The organism is Mycobacterium pseudokansasii, assembly GCF_900566075.1.
GTDB classification, from domain to species: Bacteria; Actinomycetota; Actinomycetes; order Mycobacteriales; family Mycobacteriaceae; genus Mycobacterium; species Mycobacterium pseudokansasii.
This window is the reverse complement of sequence record NZ_UPHU01000001.1, coordinates 2,439,131-2,462,731: the sequence shown is the minus strand read 5'-3', so window position 1 is coordinate 2,462,731 and position 23,601 is coordinate 2,439,131. Positions and strand designations below refer to the sequence as shown.

Annotated in this window: 21 protein-coding genes and 1 pseudogene; 9 read left to right on the top strand and 13 right to left on the bottom strand. The window is 65.6% G+C overall.

Going from position 1 to position 23,601, the window contains the following annotated elements; translation table 11 throughout:
- Window positions 1-53: 53 nt before the first annotated feature.
- The 6 genes from EET10_RS11310 to EET10_RS11285 all read right to left on the bottom strand — a co-directional run bounded on the left by EET10_RS11310 (window position 54) and on the right by EET10_RS11285 (window position 5,391).
- The gene (locus EET10_RS11310; protein WP_099188746.1) at window positions 54-1,223 is read right to left on the bottom strand and encodes a PPE family protein; all 1,170 of its coding nucleotides are present in this window, start codon (window positions 1,221-1,223) and stop codon (window positions 54-56) included.
- A 20-nt stretch (window positions 1,224-1,243) separates the two neighbouring features.
- Entirely contained in the window at window positions 1,244-1,543 is a 300-nt protein-coding gene (locus tag EET10_RS11305) for a PE family protein (protein WP_036401320.1), read from the bottom strand.
- Window positions 1,544-1,552: 9 nt separating this feature from the next.
- Window positions 1,553-2,845 carry an MFS transporter gene (locus EET10_RS11300; protein ID WP_063467610.1) on the bottom strand — a complete coding sequence of 431 codons (1,293 nt, stop codon included), beginning with the start codon at window positions 2,843-2,845 and terminating at the stop codon, window positions 1,553-1,555.
- On the bottom strand, window positions 2,842-3,987 hold the full coding sequence (locus EET10_RS11295) for a PLP-dependent cysteine synthase family protein (RefSeq protein ID WP_063467611.1): 1,146 nt from the start codon (window positions 3,985-3,987) through the stop codon (window positions 2,842-2,844). Before EET10_RS11295 ends, EET10_RS11300 begins: the two co-directional genes overlap by 4 nt.
- Before the next feature lie 98 nt (window positions 3,988-4,085).
- Window positions 4,086-4,523 (bottom strand): putative copper homeostasis (lipo)protein LpqS, encoded by a 438-nt coding sequence (lpqS, locus tag EET10_RS11290; RefSeq protein ID WP_081260653.1) that lies wholly within the window; start codon window positions 4,521-4,523, stop codon window positions 4,086-4,088.
- Window positions 4,524-4,731: 208 nt separating this feature from the next.
- Window positions 4,732-5,391 carry a class I SAM-dependent methyltransferase gene (locus EET10_RS11285; RefSeq protein WP_246013630.1) on the bottom strand — a complete coding sequence of 220 codons (660 nt, stop codon included), beginning with the start codon at window positions 5,389-5,391 and terminating at the stop codon, window positions 4,732-4,734.
- Between the two features lie 250 nt (window positions 5,392-5,641).
- Between EET10_RS11285 and EET10_RS11280 the strand changes: the two genes are divergently transcribed.
- From EET10_RS11280 to EET10_RS11250, 6 genes and pseudogenes are all read left to right on the top strand, one after another.
- Window positions 5,642-7,165 (top strand): multicopper oxidase family protein, encoded by a 1,524-nt coding sequence (locus tag EET10_RS11280; protein WP_063467612.1) that lies wholly within the window; start codon window positions 5,642-5,644, stop codon window positions 7,163-7,165.
- Window positions 7,166-7,807: 642 nt separating this feature from the next.
- Window positions 7,808-8,101, top strand: coding sequence for a copper-sensing transcriptional repressor RicR (ricR, locus tag EET10_RS11275; RefSeq protein ID WP_036401325.1), 294 nt, complete (start codon window positions 7,808-7,810; stop codon window positions 8,099-8,101).
- A gap of 632 nt (window positions 8,102-8,733) precedes the next feature.
- Window positions 8,734-9,168 (top strand): DUF4189 domain-containing protein, encoded by a 435-nt coding sequence (locus EET10_RS11265; protein WP_036401328.1) that lies wholly within the window; start codon window positions 8,734-8,736, stop codon window positions 9,166-9,168.
- Between the two features lie 536 nt (window positions 9,169-9,704).
- Window positions 9,705-10,466 (top strand): AraC family transcriptional regulator, encoded by a 762-nt coding sequence (locus tag EET10_RS11260; RefSeq protein WP_036401330.1) that lies wholly within the window; start codon window positions 9,705-9,707, stop codon window positions 10,464-10,466.
- Between the two features lie 47 nt (window positions 10,467-10,513).
- Window positions 10,514-11,452 (top strand): sterol desaturase family protein, encoded by a 939-nt coding sequence (locus EET10_RS11255; RefSeq protein ID WP_051490401.1) that lies wholly within the window; start codon window positions 10,514-10,516, stop codon window positions 11,450-11,452.
- 106 nt (window positions 11,453-11,558) lie between these two features.
- A pseudogene (locus tag EET10_RS11250) lies at window positions 11,559-11,703 on the top strand (IS256 family transposase); the annotation flags it as partial.
- Window positions 11,704-11,709: 6 nt separating this feature from the next.
- Here EET10_RS11250 and EET10_RS11245 read toward each other — a convergent pair.
- From EET10_RS11245 to yajC, 5 genes are all read right to left on the bottom strand, one after another.
- Window positions 11,710-12,249, bottom strand: coding sequence for an adenine phosphoribosyltransferase (locus EET10_RS11245; RefSeq protein WP_036401332.1), 540 nt, complete (start codon window positions 12,247-12,249; stop codon window positions 11,710-11,712).
- On the bottom strand, window positions 12,249-13,883 hold the full coding sequence (locus EET10_RS11240; RefSeq protein WP_244601913.1) for an ABC transporter substrate-binding protein: 1,635 nt from the start codon (window positions 13,881-13,883) through the stop codon (window positions 12,249-12,251). The genes EET10_RS11245 and EET10_RS11240 overlap by 1 nt, the downstream gene beginning before the upstream one ends.
- A gap of 89 nt (window positions 13,884-13,972) precedes the next feature.
- Window positions 13,973-15,283, bottom strand: coding sequence for a protein translocase subunit SecF (secF, locus tag EET10_RS11235; RefSeq protein ID WP_122502151.1), 1,311 nt, complete (start codon window positions 15,281-15,283; stop codon window positions 13,973-13,975).
- A gap of 4 nt (window positions 15,284-15,287) precedes the next feature.
- The gene (gene secD / locus EET10_RS11230; RefSeq protein ID WP_099188263.1) at window positions 15,288-17,063 is read right to left on the bottom strand and encodes a protein translocase subunit SecD; all 1,776 of its coding nucleotides are present in this window, start codon (window positions 17,061-17,063) and stop codon (window positions 15,288-15,290) included.
- Between the two features lie 127 nt (window positions 17,064-17,190).
- Window positions 17,191-17,568, bottom strand: coding sequence for a preprotein translocase subunit YajC (gene yajC / locus EET10_RS11225; protein WP_051490402.1), 378 nt, complete (start codon window positions 17,566-17,568; stop codon window positions 17,191-17,193).
- A gap of 219 nt (window positions 17,569-17,787) precedes the next feature.
- Here yajC and gabT point away from each other — a divergent pair, with 219 nt between their 5' ends.
- Window positions 17,788-19,137, top strand: a complete 1,350-nt coding sequence (gene gabT, locus EET10_RS11220; protein ID WP_036401342.1) for a 4-aminobutyrate--2-oxoglutarate transaminase — start codon at window positions 17,788-17,790, stop codon at window positions 19,135-19,137.
- Here gabT and EET10_RS11215 read toward each other — a convergent pair.
- Together EET10_RS11215 and EET10_RS11210 are read right to left on the bottom strand one after the other, a co-directional pair.
- Window positions 19,087-19,320, bottom strand: a complete 234-nt coding sequence (locus EET10_RS11215) for a hypothetical protein (RefSeq protein ID WP_051490403.1) — start codon at window positions 19,318-19,320, stop codon at window positions 19,087-19,089. The genes gabT and EET10_RS11215 overlap by 51 nt on opposite strands.
- Window positions 19,321-19,329: 9 nt before the next feature.
- A complete protein-coding gene (locus EET10_RS11210) occupies window positions 19,330-19,566 on the bottom strand; it encodes a hypothetical protein (protein WP_051490404.1) in 237 nt (78 codons plus the stop codon).
- Between EET10_RS11210 and EET10_RS11205 the strand changes: the two genes are divergently transcribed.
- Window positions 19,559-19,882 (top strand): MarR family winged helix-turn-helix transcriptional regulator, encoded by a 324-nt coding sequence (locus tag EET10_RS11205; RefSeq protein ID WP_218028455.1) that lies wholly within the window; start codon window positions 19,559-19,561, stop codon window positions 19,880-19,882. The two genes, EET10_RS11210 and EET10_RS11205, sit on opposite strands and share 8 nt — an antisense overlap.
- A 140-nt stretch (window positions 19,883-20,022) precedes the next feature.
- Window positions 20,023-23,565, top strand: coding sequence for a carboxylic acid reductase (car, locus tag EET10_RS11200; RefSeq protein WP_122502149.1), 3,543 nt, complete (start codon window positions 20,023-20,025; stop codon window positions 23,563-23,565).
- The last annotated feature ends 36 nt before the right edge of the window (window positions 23,566-23,601 follow it).

Genomic DNA, 23,601 nt, shown 5'->3' with positions numbered 1-23,601 from the left:
CCACAAAACACCTGTGGATTCGCGGCCTGATCGGCGGTCAGGACGCCCTTGCCCTATCCGCCGATCGGTGAGCGTGGCATTACCGTGGGACGCATATCGAAGCGAGGGGTGGCGCCGGCAGTGCTGCCCTCGTTTCGCCCGGCCACCGTGGCCAGCGGAGCACCAAACAGGCCGCCCGGCCCATCCGCGCCCGCTGCCGAGAGGGCCCCCTGGCCGAGGCCTTGCCCAGCCGAAGCGGCCGGGCTTACAACTTCGGTCGCCGTGGCCCAGCTCTGCGGCACCGACAGCGCCCCGATCGTGCCTGCTCGGCCCACGGCCGCGGACGCCTCGCCGGCTCCCACGAGGCTGAGACCCGTCGGAGCCGCAAGGTTAGCCCCGGAACCAAGACCGGTCGCCAGGGCCGGCAGTTCACTGCTGACGGCGCTGGCCGTTGTGGGAACCAGAGACTTGAGCTGGTTGGCATTCGATAGGCCCGCACTCATAATCCACCCGACTGAACTGACAAACGACATCGCCGGATTCAGTGAACTCATCGTGGACGTGGCCGACGTCAACGGCGAGGACGCCCCCGACGCGAGGCCTTGCAGCGCTTGCGGTACGGCGGCGGTCAGCTGCGTCAGCACGACCTGGGTATCGCTGGCACCCGACGCGGCGGCGGCTTGGGCGACGGCGGCGGCCTGGCCGACTTGCCCAGCGGGGTTTGCCGTCTGCGGAGGCGGGCTAAACGGCACCAGGGCCGTCGCGGCCGCCGAGCCGCCGGCGTAGCCATACATGGCGGCCGCATCCTGTGCCCACATCTCGTCGTAGAGGGCCTCGGTGGCCGCGATCGCGGGGGTGTTCTGCCCGAAGATGTTGGTCGCGATCAGCGCCATCAGCAGGCTGCGATTGGCAGCGATCAGCGGCGGTGGCACCGTCATCGCAAAGGCGGCCTCGAAGGCGGCCGCGGCAGCCCGAGCCTGGTTGGCGGTCTGCTCAGCCAGGCTGGCGGTGGTTGTCATCCAGACCACATAGGGTGCCACCGCGGCCGCCATCGACGCCGACGCTGGACCCAGCCACGGTCCGCTGGTCAGCCCCGAGACCACCGACGAGTAGGAGGCCGACGCCGAATACAACTGTTCGGCCAGCCCATCCCAGGTTGCTGCGGCAACCAACATCGGCGCCGAGCCCGGGCCTGCATACATCCTCGTCGAGTTGACCTCGGGCGGCAGCATCGCGAAATCCATCGCCATCACCTCCCATTTACTTAGCCGGCCGCGGCCGCGTTGGCGGCCTCGGTGGCCGCATACGAACCGGCGCTGATACTGAGGGTGGCTACGAAGCTGTCGTGAATCGCCGCGGCTTGACCGCTGACGACCTGATACAACTGGGCGTGCGCGGCAAATTGTGCCGCCGTCAACGCCGATACCTCGTCGGCGGCGGCGGGGGCCAGCCCGGTCGTAGCGGCAGCCCCAACCGCATTCGCTGCGCTCACCGCAGAACCGATCCCCCGCAAATCGCTCGCCGCGGCCGCCAATGCCTCCGGCTGCGTGGTCACAAACGACATGACCTGCTCCTAACTACTCCTCACCAGACTTCTTTTAGCGGAAGACAATTCAGCCCCCGCACGAGAAGATACGGGCGGCCGGGGGCGGCCGGGGTCGAGATGGTTCAGGGCCAGAGCGGCGATAATGCCGACGAGTATCAGTGCTGCCCAAAGGAGTTCACCGGCGCCCATGCGGTGCGTCGCATCGAATAACGCTCCGGTCGCTAGGTTGCCGATGAGGATTCCGACCCCGACGATGGTGTTGTAGAACCCGTAGTGGGTGGCGACCAGCCGGTCGCTGGCCAACGTGACGACGGTGTCCATCTCGAACGGGAACACCGCGGCCGAACCGACCGCAAGTAGGGCCGCCGAGACCAGCAGCGCCCCCACTGCAGCCGGCGTTCCCAGACGCTGGCCGTCCGGCACCATGATCAGTGGCACAAACGACACCGCGAGAATGGTCAGCCCGACCGCCAGACTGCGTCGGGGACCCCACCTCGCGGCGAACCACCGGGTGATGCGCAGTTGTCCGGCGACCGCGACCACGCCTGTCACCACAAACACCGCTGCCACAAGCCAGCTTTGCAAGCGCGGTGTCAGCATCGACGCCTGCAAAGGTAGCGCCAGATAGACCTGGAAGGTCAGCACATAGGAGCCGATCATCGCCGCCGCGAACAACAGGAACGACCGATTTCCGAGGACAACCCGCCAGTTGTCCAGAATCGACGCCTTGTCGGTGACCGGGACCGCCGCGTGCTGTGGTAACGCAATCAATTGCGCCACGGTCAGCATCGCGAACACGAGCGCGGCGCCTGCTGCGGTTACCCGAAAGTCGATGGCAGCCAAGGCAAGTCCCACCACAGGCCCTAACAAGATCCCGGCCTGATAAAAGATGTTGAACATGGCAAACGCCTCGACGCGACGTGGACCGGCGTCGGCGGCCAGGTAGGCGCGCACCGCCGGGTTGAACAACGCGCCGGCGAACCCGGTGGCCGCCGCGGCAATCATCATGGCCGGCAAGGACTGGGCCAGCGCCAGCAGCGTGAATCCGCCCGTGCGCAGCAGGCAGCCGGCCACGATCAAGGGCTTATAGCCCAGGCGGTCGGCCAGCGTGCCGCCCACGATGAACATGCCCTGCTGGGAGAAGTTGCGCACCCCCAGCACCAGCCCGACCGCCCAGGTCGCCAGCCCGAGCGGGCCAGCCAGGTAGCCCGCCAGATATGGCATCAGCATGTAAAAGCCCATGTTGATACCGAACTGGTTGACCATCAGCACCTGGCTGGGCCCGTCGAAACCGCGGAAGCGCGCGACGAAATCCGTCATCGCAGCACCAACGCCGGGTTGACGACGGTGGTGCACCGCGTCCAGGACTCCACCACCTTCTCGCCGGGGTGGGCGATGACGGCCGGTTCCAGCGTGGGTTGCCAGTCCAGTAGGCGGTGCTGGCGGCAGTAGTCGTCGTTGTAGATGGTGTCGAAGTAACGCTGGGGCCCGTCAGGAAATATCGCGGCGATGGTGGTATGGCGCGGGAAGTTGCGGGCAGCCCAGCCGGCGACCAGCGCCACCGCCCCCACGCTCCATCCGCCGCTGGTGAAGTGGGTGGCTGCCAGGGTGCGGCACGCCCACACGGCCTCGGCGGGAGCTACCCAATGCACCTCATCGAACGCGTCGTAGTCGATGTTGCCCGGGTAGATGCTCGAGCCCAGCCCGCGCATCAACCTGCTGGCGGCGGGCTGACCGAAGATCGTAGACCCGATGGTGTCGACCCCGATCAGTTTCAGCTGCGGGTTGAACTGGCGCAACACTCGAGCCACCCCCGCCGAATGCCCACCGGTGCCCACCGAGCACACCAGCACATCGATGTCGCCGAGCTGGTCGCGCAGCTCCAACGCCAGCGATTGGTAACCGGCAACGTTGTCAGGGTTGTTGTACTGATCGGGATTCCACGCATCGGGCTCGGCGGCCAACAACTGCGCGACCCGGTCTTTGCGGGCCTGCTGCCACCCGCCGACCGGGTGCGGTTCGGTGACCAGGTCCACGTCGGCGCCGTAGGCGGCCAGCAGCTGCCGCACGATCGGTTCCATGCCGGTATCGGTGACAACCGTGACCGGATGCTTATACGCCTGGCCCGCTAGCGCCAGCCCCAATCCCAGGCTGCCGCTGGTGGACTCCACGATCCGGCCCCCTGGCGGCAATGCACCGCGGGCCCGAGCCATCTCGACCATATGCATGGCGGGACGGTCTTTCATGCTGCCGCCGGGGTTGTGGCCTTCCAGCTTGGCCCAGAAACCCCGATCGGTAGGGCCAAACGGTGCTGAAACCCGTAGCAGCGGAGTGTGACCCACCAAGGCGCCTGGCCGCCGATACCTACCGGCGGACCTGCATGGTCCACCGTCGCGCGGTTGAAAAGTCTTGAGGGCAAGAAGGTGGTGGAAGTCGTTCTCAATGGATACAACGTCAGTCATGTGATCGTCGCTTTCATGTGCGCCGCGAACGCGGCAATTGACATGGGTCAGCGGTCACCGGCCGTCGGCACAGGGCACAACGACCTGACGCTGACCAGTCAGCGACGAGACAAGCAAAAACGCGTCAGAAGTTCTTGACCGGCGAAACCCACACCGGCCGACGTGGGCGGCCCCCGCCCTGCCAGCACCACACGGGGGATCAGCCAACCCGCAGCCGCCACCAGTGCCGCCATCACACCGAGTGCCACCAAGGTGCTCGCCGACCGCGGCAACACGGCTGTCATGAATTGCTCATGGTGTGCCGTCGACGAGCCCTTGCCGACGTGCGGATGATCGACGTTGACGGCATATTCAGCACCCACCGTGCTGATCAATGCATGCGGTGGATGAGATGCGGGCGGCTCTGAATGCAACAACCCGCCATGTGCGCTGTTATGCGCGCCGATGATAACCACCCACAGCGCCATCCACACCGCAGCGGCCGCGGCAACCGCGTACTTCGGCCGCGACAGTCCCGCCGCGCCGACTAGGCTCATGACGCCCCCGATAGACGCCGGTGCGGGCGCAGGCCGCGCGGGCGGTGGCGGACTTCTGCGGGATGCGTCCAACGCTTGCTCAGCCCATCGGAGCGAGAAAAGTCGCAGCTCACCGCGCTCGCTACCCAGAGCTGATGTGCTATGTGTCGGACCCGCACAGTGAAAGTATATACCCTATCCCCGTATGAGTAAACGGGCAGGTTTGTGGTCATCGATCCAACCCCTCCGCCACATGGGCCCATGCGGATCTATCACCGGACTCACCCACGTCGGGCCGGCGTGCAGCGATGTAGTGCAGCCGGGACACCTCCCCGGAACTGGTGATGGAGAACCCGGCGTCGGTAACCAAATCACCGAGCTGACCGATAACCTCCCGTTCTTTGGCGTGAGCGCTGAACACCGAAACGATTCGATGCAAAGCCCCACCGGCGGAAGGACGAAGATCGGCGACAAACAGCCGCCCGCCTGGTCGCAGCACCCTAAACATCTCAAACACCGCATCGGCACGCCGCTCAACAGGAAAGTGATGAAACGACAAACTAGACACCACCAAATCGAACGACTGGTCGGGCAAGGGCAAATCTTCGGCGCCGGCGGCCACAAACGTGCAATTGGCCGGCGCGTGGCGCCTGGCATAATCCAGCATCGACTGCGACGGGTCGATCCCCACCACCGACCCTCCCGACCCCACCGCCCCAGCGATCCGCCGAGCGAAATATCCTGTGCCACAACCGACGTCGAGCACACGCTCACCGGCCGCAGCGCCCGATAATCCCACAAGCCGATCCCAGACGCGGGCACGCCGGCCCCGGAACCAGAATTCGGCCACCAGTTCATAGGTGTACGGGTAGCTGAGCACCCACCCCATGCTGCGTCTGTGCTGATGACCAGTCGGCATCCTGCCGGTCAGTCCCATCGCAAGCCCCCTAGCTCTCAGTATCTTCTCCAATACCGCCCCGACCGCTTGCGCCAACATACCCCCTACAGGTAAAGACTAAACTTTACCCAGCGGGGGTATGCCCCTCAGCACCTCCGCCGCAATGCCGAATATGGCTAGCGCACGAAGCAACGGGTTCTCAAGAAGGGCACTACCAACCCACGAACTGAATGGAGCACCGATGGCCCGAGCAAGCCTTGACCGGAACCGGCTGAGCAGACGAGAGTTCATGGCCGCCAGCGTCGCTGGCGGATTGGCGCTGACCGCCTGCGCCCGGCGTGCGGCCCCACCTCGTAGTAGTAACACAGCGTTGGCGGCCGCAATCGCTGGCGTCGAGGCGGCCCGGCCCCGCAGCGGGCGCACCGTGGCCGCGTCGTTGACACCACAGCCCACCACCGTCGATCTGGGTGGCATCACCGCCCGCACGCAGGCTTATGGCAATACCATCCCGGCCCCACCCATCCGCGCCAACGTCGGCGACGAGCTCGCGGTGACAGTCGCCAACCGGCTCAATGGCCCTACTTCGGTCCATTGGCACGGCGTCGCCCTGCGCAACGACATGGACGGCGTCGAACCCGCCACCCCCAACATCGAGCCCGGCCGCGAGTTCACCTACCGCTTTTCCGTACCCTATTCGGGCACCTATTGGGCACATCCCCACGTCGGCCTGGACGCCGACTACGGCCTGTACCTGCCGGTCATCATCGATGACCCTCGTGAGCCGGCGCGTTACGACGCGGAATGGATCGTGGTGCTCGACGACTGGACCGATGGCATCGGCAAGACGCCGAGCCAGCTTTACGAGGACCTGACCCGCCAGCCCAGACCCGGCATGACCAGCACGCCCGGCATGGGCGACATGCCCGGCATGCAGATGGGCGGCGTCGGAACCAGCGACCTGCTCGGCGGCGACGCCGGCGACATCTCCTACCCGTACTACCTGGTGAATGGGCGCATTCCCGCCGCTCCCACCACGTTTGACGCCAAACCGGGACAACGAATCCGGATTCGGTTCATCAACGCCGGCTCCGACACGGCGTTTCGCGTCGCGCTGGCCGGGCATGCGATGACGGTGACGCATACCGACGGCTATCCGATCGTTCCCACTGAGGTCGACGCCCTGCTGATCGGCATGGCCGAACGCTACGACGTCATCGTCACCGCAGCCGACGGAATCTTTCCTCTGGTAGCACTCGCTGAAGGCAAAAACGCGCTGGCACGCGCACTTCTTTCTACCGGCACCGGCAGCGCACCCGAGCCCAGTTTTCAGCCGGCCGAACTCAACAAACGCGTCGGCACCGTCGAAACATTCACCGCCGCAGCCGAAGTCGACTTGGGTCCGGTCAAGGCCGACGTCAATCTCCCAGTCGTGCTCAACGGCGACATGAAAAAATACGACTGGATGATCAACGGTCAGCCGTACAGCAAAACCAACCCGCTGGGCATACGCCAAGGCCAATGGGCCATGCTGACATTCGACAACACCACGATGATGTGGCATCCAATGCACCTGCACGGACACACTTTTCAGGTGATCAAAACCGACGGCACCCCAGGCCCGCGCAAAGACACCCTGGCCGTCTTGCCTCACCAGAAATTGACCGCCATCCTGGCCGCAGACAACCCCGGAATCTGGGTGCTGCACTGCCACAACACCTACCACCAAGAAGCGGGCATGATGACCACACTCAACTACACGACCTAAACCTAAACCTGAAGCGCCAGAACGTGACAATATCCGGGCAGCTCTACACCCGAGAGTTCGTGAGCCTCCATCCGGCGCCCAGCACTGATCCCATCCCGTCCACCTTGATGTGAATCGCGGTGGTCGGTGTAGAAATTCCGCTCGCCGAATAGTGCGCTTCTGCAGCAATGACCGCCACAACGCTGGTGAGCGCGCCGACTACCAGTCGACTGCGCCGGCCCCGATTCGTAGCCCGACCACATCGTCGTTCCCAAAATACGTGGCACACACTTCGCTCGCTGGATGTTGGCCGCGGTGGAACAGCTGCACATAGAACCAGACCGCTGCGGCCAATGTGGCCACCGAATCGAACAATGTCCTCGCGACATCCGGCGGGTACCGCACTGAGCGCTGGCCCAAAGACGTGCGGCCGTCTATCCGGCAACGGGCTGGCGCCCGCCCCACCGAGCGCATTCTGACCCAACTATTTCGGTCTCGAGTGGATCTACCCGACGATTACTGATGTCAAGTGGCTCGCGACTCGCCTGTGCCCGACCGGGAACAATGACGAATGCGCACACGTTGGTGGTTTCCGAGAATAGTGTCACGAGGCAGCCAATTAGGCTAAGACTCGATTCCAGGAACAGATGCCGGGAGGGCTAGGTGACAGCACCACCATATGGGTACGTTGCACACAAGGACAGCTACGCCAAGCGGCTGCGCCGAATTGAAGGGCAAGTCCGCGGCATCGCCAAGATGATCGACGAGGACAAGTACTGCACCGACATCCTCACCCAGATCAGCGCTGTCAGCAGTGCCTTAAGGTCAGTGGCGTTAAACCTGCTCGACGAACACCTTGGCTACTGCGTGAGCGGCGCGATCGCCGAGGGCGGTGACGAGGCCAAGGAACGGCTCGCCGAAGCCTCCGCCGCAATCGCGCGACTCGTGCGCTCGTAGCGGTGGCCGCAATGGCAGCAGCCTTGTTCAACTGTCTGGTTTACCCCCCCGGGTAATAGTCATGCGTCCGCGAACCAACAGGGGCTGGCCAAGGGGAACGTAGGGCGATCCGAAAATAGGGCCCTTTTGCCCTACCCCCGTAGGGTACTCTGTGGCATTATCCCGGACATGCCGCAAGAATCGGAACCCGGAACCGAACCGACCACCGTTACTGGGCCGCCTACAAACGACGATCGGTCTGATCGACCTCATCGGCTGGATCAGCTATTGCTTGCGTTGGGCATCATCGCGGGTGTCGTGTTCGTCATTGCCTCGGTCTTCTTCTCGGGACTCTTCGTGGGCTGGTCCACACGCAGTCACTATGGCGAGCAACGGATTTCCAGCGACGGCGCTAACAACATCTGCCCGATGATGAGACACGGCGACGAAATGATGGGTCCCGAAGGAATGTGTCCGGGGCAACCGATGGGTCCGCAACCTGCTATGACGACGGCGCCGACCATGCCGCACCCGTAGCACTGCGCATCGTCAGGCCGAGCCGCAAGCGGCGCCGACCGAGTAAGCCTTCGACGCACCCACTTCATACCTCAACTCGGCATCGATGATCGCAAAACCGTAGAAAGGGATCAGAAATGATAACCAAACCCCGACACAAGATCGCGCTTGCAATCGCCACCCTGGGAGCTGCCGCTGGCATAGGCGTCGTGCTGACTCCGCTGCTTCCTCAGGTCGATGCAAACCTCGACAAAGATGTGTTATCTGAAATGGGCATGATACCCGAGATGCCTATCCCCCCGGTTATCCACTATGGTGCGATCGCGTATTCGCCGACCGGCGCCTCGGGCAAATCCTGGGGGCACCCAACCAAGCAACGAGCGCAGCAAGCCGCGTTGGAAAAGTGCGGCCTCGAAAGCTGCGAAGTGCTCACCACCTTCAATCTCTGCGGTGCGGTCGCCTATAATGGCGCCAATTACCATGGAGGAAGCGGTTATTCGCGCCGCATGGCAGAAGAAGACGCCATGAACAATCTTGGCGGCGGGTGGATCGTCAACTGGGTGTGCCACTAGGCGTCCTTATCAGATGAAGGTCGGTCAGCCGATTGTCACTACAGCCGGTGGTACATCGGTGCGTCTCGTCAGCGAACACCGGATCGAAGTGGTGACCAGGTCCATTGAAAAGATCCGAAAGAACCGTTGCGCGAATACCGTTCGAGGAGCCGATTCCTGCCGCGATACGCAAAGCTCCCGGCTGGCCCGGTTGCTCACTGACAACGCTATGGTCGCAGGCACGAGCCATCGACGTCATCGTTTAGGTCAGCCACTGTCACCGGAAAGACCGACAAGAAGGCGCCATTGCATGTGTTGCGCCATGCGTGACTGTTCGAGCGCACCCGCATTCACACACACGATTGACCGTGTAGTAAGCCTGCTCCGCCTGAACCACCCGATAGGTCTCAACCGGTTCTGTCCGGAGGTGAAATGAGTCGGCGCCTGGGCCGCAGTGGCCGCGTAGATATCCGTGCCCCATTCGTCGACAAACAGTCGATGACTAACGTCGCATACCGACCATGAACGCTCCTCGGGTTGTCCTCGGAGGTGACATAGTGGGTCGCGCAACAGCGGATCCTGATCGGGTGGAGTCGCGGTGGGCCGGCGTTGCGCTGTTGCGCCCCGGTGTCTTCGCGTTCCGCGGCACCATTGGTCCGACCGGTAGGCATGCCCATCACGCGGTGCAGGTGCTGCTCGCCGATACCGAGTTGACGGTGGTCGATGATGGAGGAGTCGAGCACCGGGCAGCGCGAATGGTGCTGCCCGCCAACACCGGTCATCGCATCGTGGCAGGCGCCGCGATGGGGGTGGTTGTCTTCCTGGGTCCGGAGAGTCCGGCCGGGACGGCAGCCGATCGGCTCGGGCGGAAGGCGTGGGAGCAGCCTACGGTGGCTGCCGATGCGGATCTGGCCACCGAATTCAGTGTTTTGACCGACCGCGTGATCGCGGCGCTCGGACCGATCGGCTCATCGGCGCCGCGCCATCCGGCCGTGGTCGCTGCTGCGGCACACGCCCAGGCGATGCTGGGCGACGGACCGGTGCGGACTCGGGATCTGGCAGCTCGGGTGGGTTTGTCTGCGGGTCGGCTGACTCACTTGTTCACTGCGCAGACCGGGTTGCCGATGCGTCGCTATGTGTTGTGGCTGCGGCTGATCACCGCGCTGCGGGCCGTGGCCGCCGGTAATGACTTGACCGCCGCGGCCCATTCCGCCGGCTTCGCCGACAGCGCGCATCTGAGCCGCACCTGCCGCGCGATGTTCGGGCTTGCGCCGTCGACGTTGCACCGCAGCGTCGAAGTGAGTATCGACGATCGATAGCCGAAACGTTCAAGCGCCCCGGGGTGTTGGTCGGTCACCGTTGACCCATGACCACAACCACGCCTGCCAACTTCACCCCACTGAACACCGCGGCGCAGACGGTAGTGCGCTACGGCTACCCGCCGTTCATGCTGATCGGTCTCAACGGCGCTGCGATCGCGCTAGCGGACATTGGGTCGCCGAAGTGGTCGCTGCTGCTGGTGCTGGCGGCCGCGATCGGCACATCGTTTGTCGCCGAGCGGCTGCTTCCCTACCACCAGCAGTGGAACCAGGACCGCGACGACAGTTACCGCGACCGCCTCCATGCCTTCGTCAACGAGACGCTGATCCTGCTCAGTGTCGCTGCGATCCCGTTACTGGCTGCGGTCGTACCGGCGCCCGGGATTTGGCCGTCAGGCTTGCCATTCGTGGTGCAGGTCCTCATCGCGATTTTGGCAGCCGACCTGGGCATCACCCTCGTGCATCTGGCCAGCCATAAGATTGGCTACCTGTGGCGATTCCATGCGGTGCATCACAGTGTCACCCGGTTCTACGGCCTCAATGGGCTGATGAAACATCCGCTGCACCAGACCGTCGAGATGACCGCCGGGGTGGCACCGTTGATCCTCGTTGGTCTGCCGGTCGATGTCGCCGCCGCCCTGGCCACCGCAACCACTATCCAGCTGCTGCTGCAACATTCCAACGCCGATTACCGCGTCGGTCCAGCCAAATACATCCTGGCCCTCAACGAAGGACACCGCTTCCACCACCTCAAATGGGCCGGTATCGGCGACGTCAACTTCGGCCTGTTCACGTTGATCTGGGACCACATGCTGCGGACTTTCTCCTTCGATCCTGATCGCCGATTCGACAGCACTCAACTCGGCATGGCCGCCAAACCCAACTACCCGACTGGCTACCGTGCCCAGTTGACCTATCCGTTCACTCGGCACGGCGGCTGCCAGTTCGAAACCTCCCATGACCCTGCTCCCGACACCGGCCGCTGAAGATGCCCACCTAACCACCCGCCCCCGAAGGTGGATGGCCGGCCCGCGCGCGGCGATGTCGTTGGCGGCCAACGGGTTTCGCGACATTGGCTACTCGCGCCGTACGTTGAGGACCAAAGTCACCAACGGGTCGGCTCACGCGCGGCTGGGCTGGCGACGGCCTACAAGCTCATTGAGGCCGGGCACACCCGCTGGCGCGACGTCGACACCCCGAAATCGTTGCTTTGGTCCGGGCAGGCGCAGTGTTCCACCATGTGCTAGGCCTGGCTCAAGCTGTGCACCGGCAACGGCGCGATCGCCGCACGCCCTCCCAGCGCCGTGAGTTCGACGACCACGGCCACCCCGGTCACGTTCGCGCCGGTGCGTCCCAGCAATCGCGTTGCCGCGCTGAGGGTTCCGCCCGTGGCCAGCACGTCGTCGATGATCACGACGTTGCGGGCACGCAACTCCAGGCTGTCGGCGGGAATCTCCATGCTGGCCGCGCCGTATTCCCGGTCGTACTCCTCGGTCAGCACCGGCGGCGGCAGCTTGCCGCTCTTGCGGATCGACAGCACGCCGGTACCCAGCCGCGCGGCGAGGGCCGCCGCGACCAAAGAACCACGCGATTCGATGCCGGCGACCAAATCCGCACCGGAGGCCACGTCAGCCAGCGCGTCGATCACCGCGGCCATCGCCTCGCGGTCCGCGAACAGCGCGGTGAGGTCTTTGAACTGGATTCCGGGCGTCGGGAAATCCGCGACATCGCGGGTCAGCGACGCAATCACGTCGGCGACGGGGGCGCTCCCCCTGACAGTCATCACTGCATCAACGCCCATCGGTCCATATTCCAGCCCGCACCCCAGCGGGTCGGATTTCTGCTCACGGCATACATCTTTTTCGACATCAACAACGTGCGCTGCTGCCTGCACAACGGCAACGTTGGAATCTCATTCCAGAGTACCGGTGCCGCCTCGGCGAGCAACCTGACACGCTCGGCGGGGTCGGCGGAAACCGCCAGCGCCCCGATGATGTTGTCGATCTGGGGATTGGCGTAGCCCGACAGGTTGTTTCCGTTGCCGCTGTGCAGGTCATAGGCGTCCATCGCCGACGATCCGGTGGACCCGCTGCCGGTTGCCCCACCCGTGCTGGCCAGCAGCACATCGATTTTCCCGTCCCGCAGGGCCTGTGGACCCGACGTGTCCAACGTCACATCAGCAACGGCGATCCCGGCCGGCGCGCAGGACTTGGCGATCGCCCCGACGACGGCCGCCAACCGCGCATTAGGCCCGCGGTAACCGATCCGCACCGACAGTGGCAAGCCCCCCAGCGCGTCGCGGGCGGCGGCGGGATCACCCTTGATGAACTGACTAGCCTCGGCCGCGCCGTCGGCCTCGGCGACGGCATCCTCGGTGGCCGGGGACAGACGCGAGTTGGCGATCGCAACCCCGGCATCCCGGGCGATCGCCTCGCGCGGCGTACACAGGGCGACGGCGCGGCGCGCGCGGACGTCGGCCAGCGGCCCCCGCGGCGCGAAGATCAGCTGTTCTATCCCGTCGGACGGCGAATCGATGCGCTGATAGTTGTCCGGAGTGGCCAGTGCCCCTGACGATCCGGCCGCCACGTCCACCACGTCGACGTTGCGGCTGTTGACCCGATCCTGGATATCGGCTCCCTGCGGCCAGACGGTGACCCGCTTGGTGATCGCCTTGGCGCCCCACCAACGGTCATTGGTGACAAGCACCACCGCGCCACCATCGAGGACGGATTCGATCTTGTACGGGCCTGATGACGGGAAGTGCTTCGAAATCTCGTCGGGTTTGAGGCCACGCTTGAGGTCCCACGTCGTATTCCACAGTCGCGCAATCTGTTCCACCACCGGCACCTTGTTGGTGAGCAGCGCCGCGGTGACATCGACGTTGAGCTGCTCGGCGATCACGTGCGACGGCATCAGCGATGTCGCGCCGAACAGCTGGGCGTAGTCGACGACCCCGCGATCCGGGATGAACGACACCCGGGCCTTCTTTTGTCCCGGCGTGCACTCGATATTGGCGATGTCGATATAGCCGGCCTGCGTGGCAGCGTCGAAGCCGGGAAAGCGCCCGGATTGGGCGGCCCAGCTCAGTACCAGGTCGTCGCAGGTCACCGGCTTACCGTCGGAATAGACGGCGTTGTCGGCGATCTGATAGTCGAGCACCAGCGGCGAGCCGCCCACCACCGAGATGGTGCCGAAGTCGTGGTCGGCGACCACCTGACCGTCGGGCCCGTGATAGCCGAAGCCGGTGAGCACCCGGGCAAACGCCTGCGCCCCGGCCGAGCCGGCGCCGATGACGGTGTTGGTGTTGTAAGTCGGCAGCGCCCCGTCGACGACGTAATCGATCTGACCGGCGGCACTCCCCGAACAGGCGGTCAGTGTGGCGGCCACCGCCACCGTCGCAGCGGTGCCGGCTACCATCCCGACGGCGTTGCCGCGCAAAGGTTTCCGCAATCCGGACCACTGGCCGAAATTGCCTCCGCCGCGGCGGCGCCAGGTGGCCATGACTCCTACCGCCGACCGGCGTTTCGCTTGCCGGTCGGACGTTGCTTGGTGGCGGTGGGCCGCACCGGCCGGGCGCCCGGTGCCGGCTTGGTCGATGCCGCCGGCTTGCTGTCCGCCTTCTGTGGATGGTCGGATGTCTGTGGCGACGCCTCGGCAGCGGTGGATTCCGTCAGTTCTGCGGCGGCGTCCTCGCCTTGCTCGGCAGCCGCCGGCGAGGCGGCACCGCGGCGTTTGAGCACCCGGCGCGTATGGGTGCGTACCAGGTCGGTGCGTTCCCGCAAGGTGACCAGCAGCGGCGTTGCGAAGAAGATCGACGAGTAGGTCCCGACGACGATGCCGATCAGCTGTACCAGTGCCAGGTCCTTCAGCGTGCCTACACCGAGCAGCCACACCGCCACCACCATGAGCGCCACCACCGGCAACACCGAGATCAGGCTGGTGTTGATCGAGCGCATGAAGGTCTGGTTGACCGCCAGGTTGGCCTGCTCGGCGAAGGTGCGCCGGGTGGTGTGCTGGAAGCCGTTGGTGTTTTCTTCGACCTTGTCGAACACGATGACGGTGTCATAGATCGAGAACCCGAGAATCGTCAGCAGCCCGATGACGGTCGCCGGGGTGACTTCGAAGCCCACCAGCGCATAGACGCCGGCGGTGACGGTCAGGTCGAAGACCATGGCCGCAATGGCGGAGATGGTCATGTACCGCTCGTAGCGCACGGTGATGTAGATGGCGACCAGCACCAGGAACACCACCAGCGCAATCACCGCCTTCTTGGTGATCTGGTCGCCCCAGGTCTCCGATACCGCCGCATCGCTGATGGCCTTCTTGCTGGGTTTGCCGTCGGCGCCTTGGGGGTGGAAGGCGTCGAACAGGGCGTCGCGCAGCTTTTCCGTCTGGGCGTTGGACAATGTCTTGGAGCGGATCTGTACCGTCGCCGAGGCTCCCTTGCCGACGGTCACCACCGATTCGGGATCGCTGCCCAAGGTCTTGTGGAACACCTCTTCGACCTCGGTCACTTTCACGTCGCCGCGGGGGAACGACACCGTCGTGCCGCCCTTGAAATCGATCCCGAAAGTGAACCCGCGCACGATGATGCTCAGGATCGCGATCGCGACAATCGCACCGCTGACGCCATACCAGAGCTTGCGGCGTCCCACCACCTCGAACGCACCCGTGCCGGTGTAGAGCCGGGACAAAAAGCTGTGCTGCACCCCGCCGGTGGCCCGGCCGGGGTCGGAGCCGCTGAGCTCTACCGCACCTTGGGCCGCGTCGCCGGTGTCGGTTTCGGTTTTGGTCTTGGTCTTGGTCTTGGACGTCATGGCGTTATCCCCGTCCCGTCTTGGCGGCACCCGCTTGAGCCCGGCGCTCGCGCGCGACCTGCTGCACCGCTCCCAGTCCGTTGTATGCCGGCTTGGCCAGCGTCGAAGACTTGGAGGCCAGGTACACCAGCGGCCAGGTCATCAGGAACACCACCACCAGGTCCAGGATCGTGGTGAGACCCAAGGTGAATGCGAATCCCTTCACCTGTCCGATCGCCAAGAAGTACAGCACGGCGGCGGCCAGGAAGGTGACCGCGTTGCCCGACACGATCGTCTTGCGGGCCCGGGCCCAACCGCGCGGCACCGCCGATCGGAACGAACGGCCTTCGCGGATCTCGTCCTTGATGCGTTCGAAGAACACCACGAACGAGTCGGCGGTGGTACCGATACCGATGATCAGGCCCGCGATACCCGCCAGGTCAAGGGTGTAGTTGATATAGCGGCCGAGCAGCACCAGGATCGCGAAAACCATTGCGCCGGAAGCGACCAGCGATAGCGCCGTCAGCAGGCCCAGCACCCGGTAGTACAGCAGCGAATAGACCAGCACCAGTGCCAGACCGATCCCGCCGGCGATCAGGCCTGCTCGCAGCGACGTCAAACCCAGTGTCGCCGAAACGGTTTGGGCCTCCGAGGATTCGAAGGACAGCGGCAGCGACCCGTATTTCAGGACGTTGGCGAGCTGGCGCGCGGTTGCCGCGGTGAACGGCGGGTCTCCCCCGCTGATCTGGGTCCGGCCGCCGGGTATCGGCTCGAGAATCTGCGGCGCGCTGACGACCTGCGAGTCCAGGGTGAAGGCGGTCTGTTTGCCCAGGTGGGCCGCGGTGTAGCGGGCCCACTCGTCAGCCGCTCCACTCTTGAATTGCAGATCGACGACGTAGCCGACACCTCGCTGGTCCATCCCGAAGGTGGCGTCTTGAATTTGGTCGCCACTGATGATCGACGGCTCCAGCAGGTAAGCGGTCTTGTGGTCGGTCGAGCACGTCACCAGCGGCAGCTTGGGGTCGTCGTTGCCGGCCAGGATGTCCTCTTTGTCGCAGCGAGTGGCCTCGAATTGCAGGGCGACCATCTGGATGTAGGGGCTGGTGCTCTGCCGCCACTTCTTCTCCTGCGCGATGCGCTCGGCCAGGTCCTTGCGCGGATCCGGGGATGCCGGCTGCTCACCGGGCGGCAGGTCGGCGGGCGGCGCCCCGCCGGCGGTCGGCGGAGCGGGGCTGCCGCTCGGACCGGGGGCGGGAGTAGGTGACGGCGGCGGCTCCTGAGGGTAAGGCCGCGGTTGCGCCGGGGCCCCCGCTGGCGGCGCGGCCGGGGCCCCCGCTGGCGGCGCGGCCGGCGCTCCGGGCTGGCCGGGTGGCGGGGTTCCCGCGGGCTGCTGGGGCTTGGGCTCTTCCTGAGCGGGCTGCGCCGGCATCGAGTTGAGTACCGGGCGGATGTAGAGCCGGGCGGTCTGGCCGAGGTTGCGGGCCTCGTTGCCGTCGTTTCCCGGCACCGTGATGACCAGGTTGTCGCCGTCGACGACGACCTCGGAGCCCGACACGCCAAGACCGTTGACCCGCGCGCTGATGATCTGCTGAGCCTGGTTCAACGCCTCCCGACTCGGCGCCGTGCCGTCGGGTGTACGCGCGGTCAACGTGACCCGGGTGCCGCCCTGTAGGTCGATACCCAGTTTCGGGGCGGCCTTCTTGTCGCCGGTGAGGAACACCAGCAGGTAAAGGCCGATGAGTAGCACCAGGAACACGGACAGGTAGCGGGCAGGATGCACCGGCGCCGAAGACGATGCCACGTTCCGTATGTCTCCTTGAAAGTCGGTTCTTACCCCCAACAGAGCCTACGTGGCGCGACGGGGCACGTCGCGCATGCGGGCTTGTGGGTCTGGTCAGCAGTCCGGTCGGGAATCCGGCCGGAAATCCTCAGGACTCCTTGGACGCGGGGCTCTCGTCGCCGGCCGGCACCTGCTCGTCGTCGTCCGGGTGGGCCGGTTCCTCGTCCCGGTCCTCGTGGGTGTCGTCGCCCAGGTCCTCATCGGTGTCCGGCAGGATCCGGTCGCGGATTGCCAGCTTCATCCACGTGGTCACCACGCCAGGAGCGATCTCGAGGTCGACGGTGTCGTCGGTGATGCCCACGACGGTGGCTTCCAGCCCGGACGTGGTGTGGACCCGATCCCCCGGCTCCAGCGACTCGTGCAGGTCGATGGTGGCGTGCATGGCGCGCCGCTGGCGCCGCGAAGCGAAATACATGAAGCCGCCCATGATGAGCAGGAACGGCAGGAATAAGACCAAACTCTCCATCAACACGCCTGTCTTTCGTATGCGGTGTCCCTCGACATTTCGAGGGCGGGCGCCGAACTCGACTTGGAAGCTCGCGCGCCTCGTAACCGACCAGTCTGCCATTCCCGCAGGTCGCGAACCGACCGGCACCTGGTCACGCCTGGCAGGGCCGCACCGCGACAGCGAACCGATAGGCTTTACCCGCGACGTGACAGCCGCGCCGCGGGGAGAGGAGGATGCGTGGCCAGCCTCGAGCAGACACGCCACCTGGTCACCGAAATCCCGGGTCCCGCATCGCTGGAACTGAACAAACGGCGGGTCGCGGCGGTGTCCAGTGGCGTCGGGGTCATGCTGCCGGTGTTCGTCGTCCGCGCCGGCGGCGGAATACTCGAGGATGCCGACGGGAACCGGCTGATCGACCTGGGTTCCGGGATCGCCGTGACGACCATCGGCAACTCCCACCCCAAGGTCGTGGACGCGGTGCGCGCGCAGGTTGCCGAATTCACCCATACCTGTTTCATGGTGGCGCCCTACGAGCAGTACGTGGCGGTCGCCGAACAGCTCAACCGGATCACCCCGGGCTCGGGCGAGAAGCGTTCGGCGTTGTTCAACTCCGGCGCCGAGGCAGTCGAGAACGCCATCAAGATCGCCCGCGCCTACACCCGCAAACCCGCGGTGGTCGCGTTCGACCACGCCTACCACGGCCGCACCAACATGACGATGGCGCTGACCGCCAAGTCCATGCCCTACAAGAGCGGCTTCGGCCCGTTCGCCCCGGAGATCTACCGGGCACCGCTGTCCTACCCCTACCGCGACGGACTGCTCGACAAGGAGCTGGCCACCGACGGTGAACTGGCCGCCGCCAGGACCATCAGCGTCATCGACAAGCAGGTGGGCGCGGCCAACCTGGCCGCCGTCATCATCGAGCCCATCCAGGGCGAAGGCGGTTTCATCGTTCCCGCCGACGGGTTCCTGCCGGCGCTGCTGGACTGGTGCCGCGCCAACGACGTGGTTTTCATCGCCGACGAGGTGCAAACCGGGTTTGCCCGCACCGGCGCGATGTTCGCCTGCGAGCACGAGGGCCCCGACGGCCTGGAGCCGGACCTGATCGTCACCGCCAAGGGCATCGCCGACGGATTGCCGCTGTCCGCGGTGACCGGCCGGGCCGAGATCATGGATGCTCCGCATGCCAGCGGTGTGGGTGGCACGTTCGGCGGCAACCCGGTCGCGTGCGCGGCGGCGCTGGCCACCATCGAGACCATTGAACGCGAGGGCCTGGTGGAACGGGCCCGGCAGATCGAGCAGCTGGTCATGGACCGGTTGTTGCGGCTGCAGGTGGCCGACGACCGAGTGGGCGACGTGCGTGGCCGCGGCGCCATGATCGCGGTCGAACTGGTGAAGTCCGGAACTGCCGAGCCCGATGCCGAGCTGACCGAGAAACTGGCCGCCGCAGCCCACCGCGCCGGGGTGGTCCTGTTGACGTGCGGCATGTTCGGCAACATCGTCCGGTTGCTGCCGCCGCTGACCATCACCGACGAGCTATTGGCCGAAGGTCTCGACATCATGTGCGGGATCCTGAGCGACCTCTGACCAGAAGTCGAGCAGGACCCGCGCGATCAGTGCGGCATCCAGCAGCAGCGGCGCCACCCGGGCGCTGCCGGACAGCACACCGGCGCGGGCGTTACGCATGCTGGCGCAGGCAGCCTCGGCCTGGTGCAACGGCCAGCCCTCGTCGTCGTCGCGGGCGGCCAGCATCAGGGTGGGGACCGTCACCTCGGGCAGCTACCCGCTCAGATCGGGCCGCTTCAGCATCATCGAGCACATCGCGTGCAACATGCCCGTGCTGTCGACGCACCGGAATGCGTCGATAACCGTGCAAGCCTGATCCGGTTGCGCGGCAACGGCTTCCGGCCCCAGCAGGGCGTCGGAGAGCGCCGCGGACAGAAACCGCGTCGGACCCGACCACCGATACAGCGCCACCAACGGCCAGGCCTTGGTCCAGCGGAGCCGGGTGCTCAACGCCGGCACCGGGGTGCCGATGGTGGTCAATGTGCGAATCCGCCGGGGTTGGGGCAGTCTCGCGGCGACTTCGGAGCTGGTGAACGTTCTGTGCGCGTTGGGATGCCTGACCAGGCGGTCCGACCCGGACGACGGGCGGGCCAAGCTGATCGAACTCACCGACCGCGGACAACGATTGCTCGCCGATGCGGGTGAGCGGGTTGCCGATATCGAGGCGCGATGGTCGAAACTTGTCGGCACCGGCGACTTCGCGCATATGTGTGACACCATGCAACGGCTGCTCGACACCCTCGATCCCAGCGAATCACGCCGATAACCCCCGTCAACCAACGTGCGCCATCTCACAGTGCGGTTCGAGCGGGCCCGTTGTGGAATACCGTTAGTTTCGCTAACGTTCTTGTTGCTCAGCGCAACGTGGCGCGAACAATCTTTCCTCAGTCACCGCAAGGAACTGTCATGTCGACTACTACCAACGAGCGCCTCGAACGCCGCATCGAACACCTGATCGACGACGACGCACAGTTCGCCGCCGCCAAGCCGGACCCGGCAATCGCCGCCGCCCTGGAAAAGCCCGGCCTGAGCCTGCCGGAGATCATCCACACCGCGCTGCAGGGCTACGCCGACCGGCCGGCGCTCGGGCAGCGCGCCGTCGAGTTCGTCACGGACTCCCCGACCGGGCGCACCTCGGTGCGGCTGGTGCCGCGCTTCGAGACCATCACCTACCGTCAGCTCGGCGACCGGGTCGGTGCGCTGGCGCGTGCCTGGACCCACGGCTCGGTGCGCGCCGGCGACCGGGTCTGCGTGCTGGGCTTCAACAGCCTCGACTACACCACCATCGACATGGCACTGGCGATGATCGGGGCGGTGTCGGTGCCGCTGCAGACCAGTGCCGCGGTCACCCAGCTGCAGCCGATCGTGGCCGAGACCGAGCCCACCATGATGGCGGCCAGCGTCAATCAGCTGTCGGATGCCGTCGACGTGCTGTTGAACGGCCACCTTCCGGCCAAGCTGGTGGTGTTCGACTACCACCCCGAGGTGGACGACCACCGCGAGGCGCTCGATACGGCCCGGCAGCGGTTGGCGGACACCGCGGTGGTTGTCGAAACCCTCGACGGTGTCCTGGACCGCGGCACCGCACTGCCGGCGGGGCCGGTCGTCCAGCCGCCAGCAGCATCGGGCGACAACGACTCGCTGGCGCTGCTGATCTATACCTCCGGCAGCACCGGCGCCCCCAAAGGTGCGATGTATCGGCAGAGCAACGTCGGCAAGATGTGGCGCCGGTCGAGCAAGAACTGGTTCGGGCCCACGGCAGCGTCGATCACCCTGAATTTCATGCCGATGAGCCACATCATGGGGCGCGGAGTCCTCTACGGCACGCTCGGCAACGGCGGTACCGCGTACTTCGCGGCCAAGAGCGACCTCTCGACGCTGCTGGAAGACTTGCGGCTGGTGCGGCCCACCGAGTTGAACTTCGTGCCGCGGATCTGGGAGACGTTGTACGGCGAATACCGGCGTGCGGTGGACCAGCGGTCGGCTGATGCCGGCGATCCAGCCGCCCGCGAGGCCGCCGCGGCACAGGTCACGGCCGAGCAGCGTCAGCACCTGCTGGGTGGCCGCTACATCTTCGCGATGACCGGCTCGGCACCCATTTCCGCGGAACTGCGGAACTGGGTGGAAACCCTGCTGGAAATCCCGTTGCTGGACGGCTACGGCTCCACCGAGGCCGGGATGGTCTTGTTCGACGGCGAAGTTCAGCGCCCGCCGGTGATCGACTACAAGCTGGTCGACGTTCCCGACCTGGGCTACTTCAGCACCGACCAGCCGTATCCGCGCGGAGAGCTGCTGCTCAAGACCGAGAACATGTTCCCCGGCTATTACAAGCGCCCGGAGATTACGGCCAACGTGTTCGACGCCGACGGCTACTACCGGACCGGAGACGTCGTCGCCGAGGTCGGCCCGGACCGCCTGGTGTACGTGGACCGCCGCAACAACGTGCTGAAACTCGCCCAGGGCGAGTTCGTGACCGTCGCCAAGCTGGAGGCGGTGTTCGGCAACAGCCCGCAGGTGCGCCAGATCTACGTCTACGGCAACAGCGCGCATCCCTACCTGTTGGCCGTCGTAGTCCCCACGGAAGAAGCGTTGGCAGGCTTGGCGGGCACTGACATAGCGGCCTTGAAGCCGCTGATCGCCGACTCGCTTCAGGCCGTGGCGAAGGAGGCAGGCCTGCAGTCCTACGAGGTGCCGCGCGACTTCCTCATCGAGACAACACCATTCACGCTGGAGAATGGTCTTCTCACCGGTATCCGCAAGCTGGCGTGGCCGAAGCTGAAGCAGCACTACGGCGAGCGGCTCGAACAGCTTTACACCGAGCTGGCCGCGAGCCAGGCCAACGAGTTGAGCGAGCTGCGGCGCAGCGGGGCCGATGCGCCGGTGCTGGAAACGGTGAGCCGCGCTGCGGGCGCCCTGCTGGGCGCGGCAGCCACGGATCTGTCACCCGATGTGCATTTCACCGACCTGGGCGGAGATTCGTTGTCGGCGTTGACATTTGGCAACCTGTTGCGGGAGATCTTCGACGTCGACGTGCCGGTGGGTGTGATCGTCAGCCCGGCGAGCGACCTGGCAGCGATCGCCGACTACATCGAGGGCGAGCGGCAGGGCAGCAAGCGGCCCACGTTCGCCTCGATTCACGGCCGGGACGCCCTGGAGGTGCACGCCAGTGACCTCACCCTGGATAAGTTCATCGACGCATCGACCCTGGCAGCCGCGCCGGCGCTGCCGCGCGCGAGCGCCGAGGTGCGCACCGTCCTGTTGACCGGCGCGACCGGCTTCCTGGGCCGCTACCTGGCGCTGGACTGGCTGCAGCGCATGGACCTAGTCGACGGCAAGGTGATCGCCCTGGTGCGGGCGAAGTCGGATGACGATGCCCGGGCCCGCCTGGACAAGACGTTCGACAGCGGAGATCCCGAGCTACTGGCGCACTACCGGCGGCTGGCGGCCGACCACTTGGAGGTCGTCGCCGGCGACAAGGGCGAGGCCAACCTCGGCCTGGATCAGCTGACCTGGCAGCGGCTGGCCGACACCGTCGACCTGGTCGTCGACCCGGCCGCGCTGGTCAACCACGTGCTGCCCTACAGCGAGCTGTTCGGCCCCAACGCGCTGGGTACCGCCGAATTGATTCGGATCGCACTGACCAGCAAGCTCAAGCCCTACACCTACGTCTCGACTATCGGCGTCGGCGACCAGATCGAGCGGTCGAAGTTCACCGAGGACGCCGACATCCGGCGAATCAGCGCGACCCGCCAGATCAACGACAGCTATGCCAACGGCTACGGCAACAGCAAGTGGGCCGGCGAGGTGCTCCTGCGCGAGGCCCACGATCTGTGCGGGCTGCCGGTCGCGGTGTTCCGCTGCGACATGATCCTGGCCGACACCACGTGGGCGGGTCAGCTCAACGTGCCCGACATGTTCACCCGGATGATGCTGAGCCTGGTGGCCACCGGCATCGCGCCCGGTTCGTTCTACGAGCTGGACGCCGAGGGCAACCGGCAGCGCGCCCACTACGACGGCTTGCCGGTGGAGTTCATCGCCGAGGCGATCGCGACGTTGGGAGCATCGAACGGGGCGTCAAACGGGGAACGTTTCCAGACCTACCACGTGATGAACCCCTACGACGACGGCATCGGGATGGACCAGTTCGTCGACTGGCTCGTCGACGCCGGATGTTCCATCCACCGCGTCGACGACTACGGCGACTGGCTGAGCCGGTTCGAGACCGCCCTGCGCGGCCTGCCCGAAAAGCAACGTCACGCGTCACTACTGCCGTTGCTGCACAACTACCAGAAGCCGGCGCCGCCGCTGCGCGGGTCGATGGCTCCGACCGACCGATTCCGGTCGGCCGTGCAGGACGCGAAAGTGGGCCCGGACAAGGATATTCCGCATATCTCGCCGCAGATCATCGCGAAGTACCTCAGTGACCTGCGCGTGCTCGGACTGCTCTGAGTACGCGGCTCGAGTGACCCGTACCGGCCTTACACG

Coding starts and splice junctions, on each gene's coding strand:
- EET10_RS11265 (WP_036401328.1), top strand. CDS start 8,734: ATGATAACCAAACCCCGACACAAGATCGCGCTTGCAATCGCCACCCTG.
- EET10_RS11280 (WP_063467612.1), top strand. CDS start 5,642: ATGGCCCGAGCAAGCCTTGACCGGAACCGGCTGAGCAGACGAGAGTTC.
- secF (WP_122502151.1), bottom strand. CDS start 15,283: ATGACGTCCAAGACCAAGACCAAGACCAAAACCGAAACCGACACCGGC.
- EET10_RS11310 (WP_099188746.1), bottom strand. CDS start 1,223: ATGGATTTCGCGATGCTGCCGCCCGAGGTCAACTCGACGAGGATGTAT.
- EET10_RS11295 (WP_063467611.1), bottom strand. CDS start 3,987: ATGACTGACGTTGTATCCATTGAGAACGACTTCCACCACCTTCTTGCC.
- EET10_RS11305 (WP_036401320.1), bottom strand. CDS start 1,543: ATGTCGTTTGTGACCACGCAGCCGGAGGCATTGGCGGCCGCGGCGAGC.
- EET10_RS11300 (WP_063467610.1), bottom strand. CDS start 2,845: ATGACGGATTTCGTCGCGCGCTTCCGCGGTTTCGACGGGCCCAGCCAG.
- lpqS (WP_081260653.1), bottom strand. CDS start 4,523: ATGAGCCTAGTCGGCGCGGCGGGACTGTCGCGGCCGAAGTACGCGGTT.
- EET10_RS11255 (WP_051490401.1), top strand. CDS start 10,514: ATGACCACAACCACGCCTGCCAACTTCACCCCACTGAACACCGCGGCG.
- yajC (WP_051490402.1), bottom strand. CDS start 17,568: ATGGAGAGTTTGGTCTTATTCCTGCCGTTCCTGCTCATCATGGGCGGC.
- EET10_RS11285 (WP_246013630.1), bottom strand. CDS start 5,391: ATGGGGTGGGTGCTCAGCTACCCGTACACCTATGAACTGGTGGCCGAA.
- car (WP_122502149.1), top strand. CDS start 20,023: ATGTCGACTACTACCAACGAGCGCCTCGAACGCCGCATCGAACACCTG.
- EET10_RS11240 (WP_244601913.1), bottom strand. CDS start 13,883: ATGGTAGCCGGCACCGCTGCGACGGTGGCGGTGGCCGCCACACTGACC.
- EET10_RS11245 (WP_036401332.1), bottom strand. CDS start 12,249: ATGACTGTCAGGGGGAGCGCCCCCGTCGCCGACGTGATTGCGTCGCTG.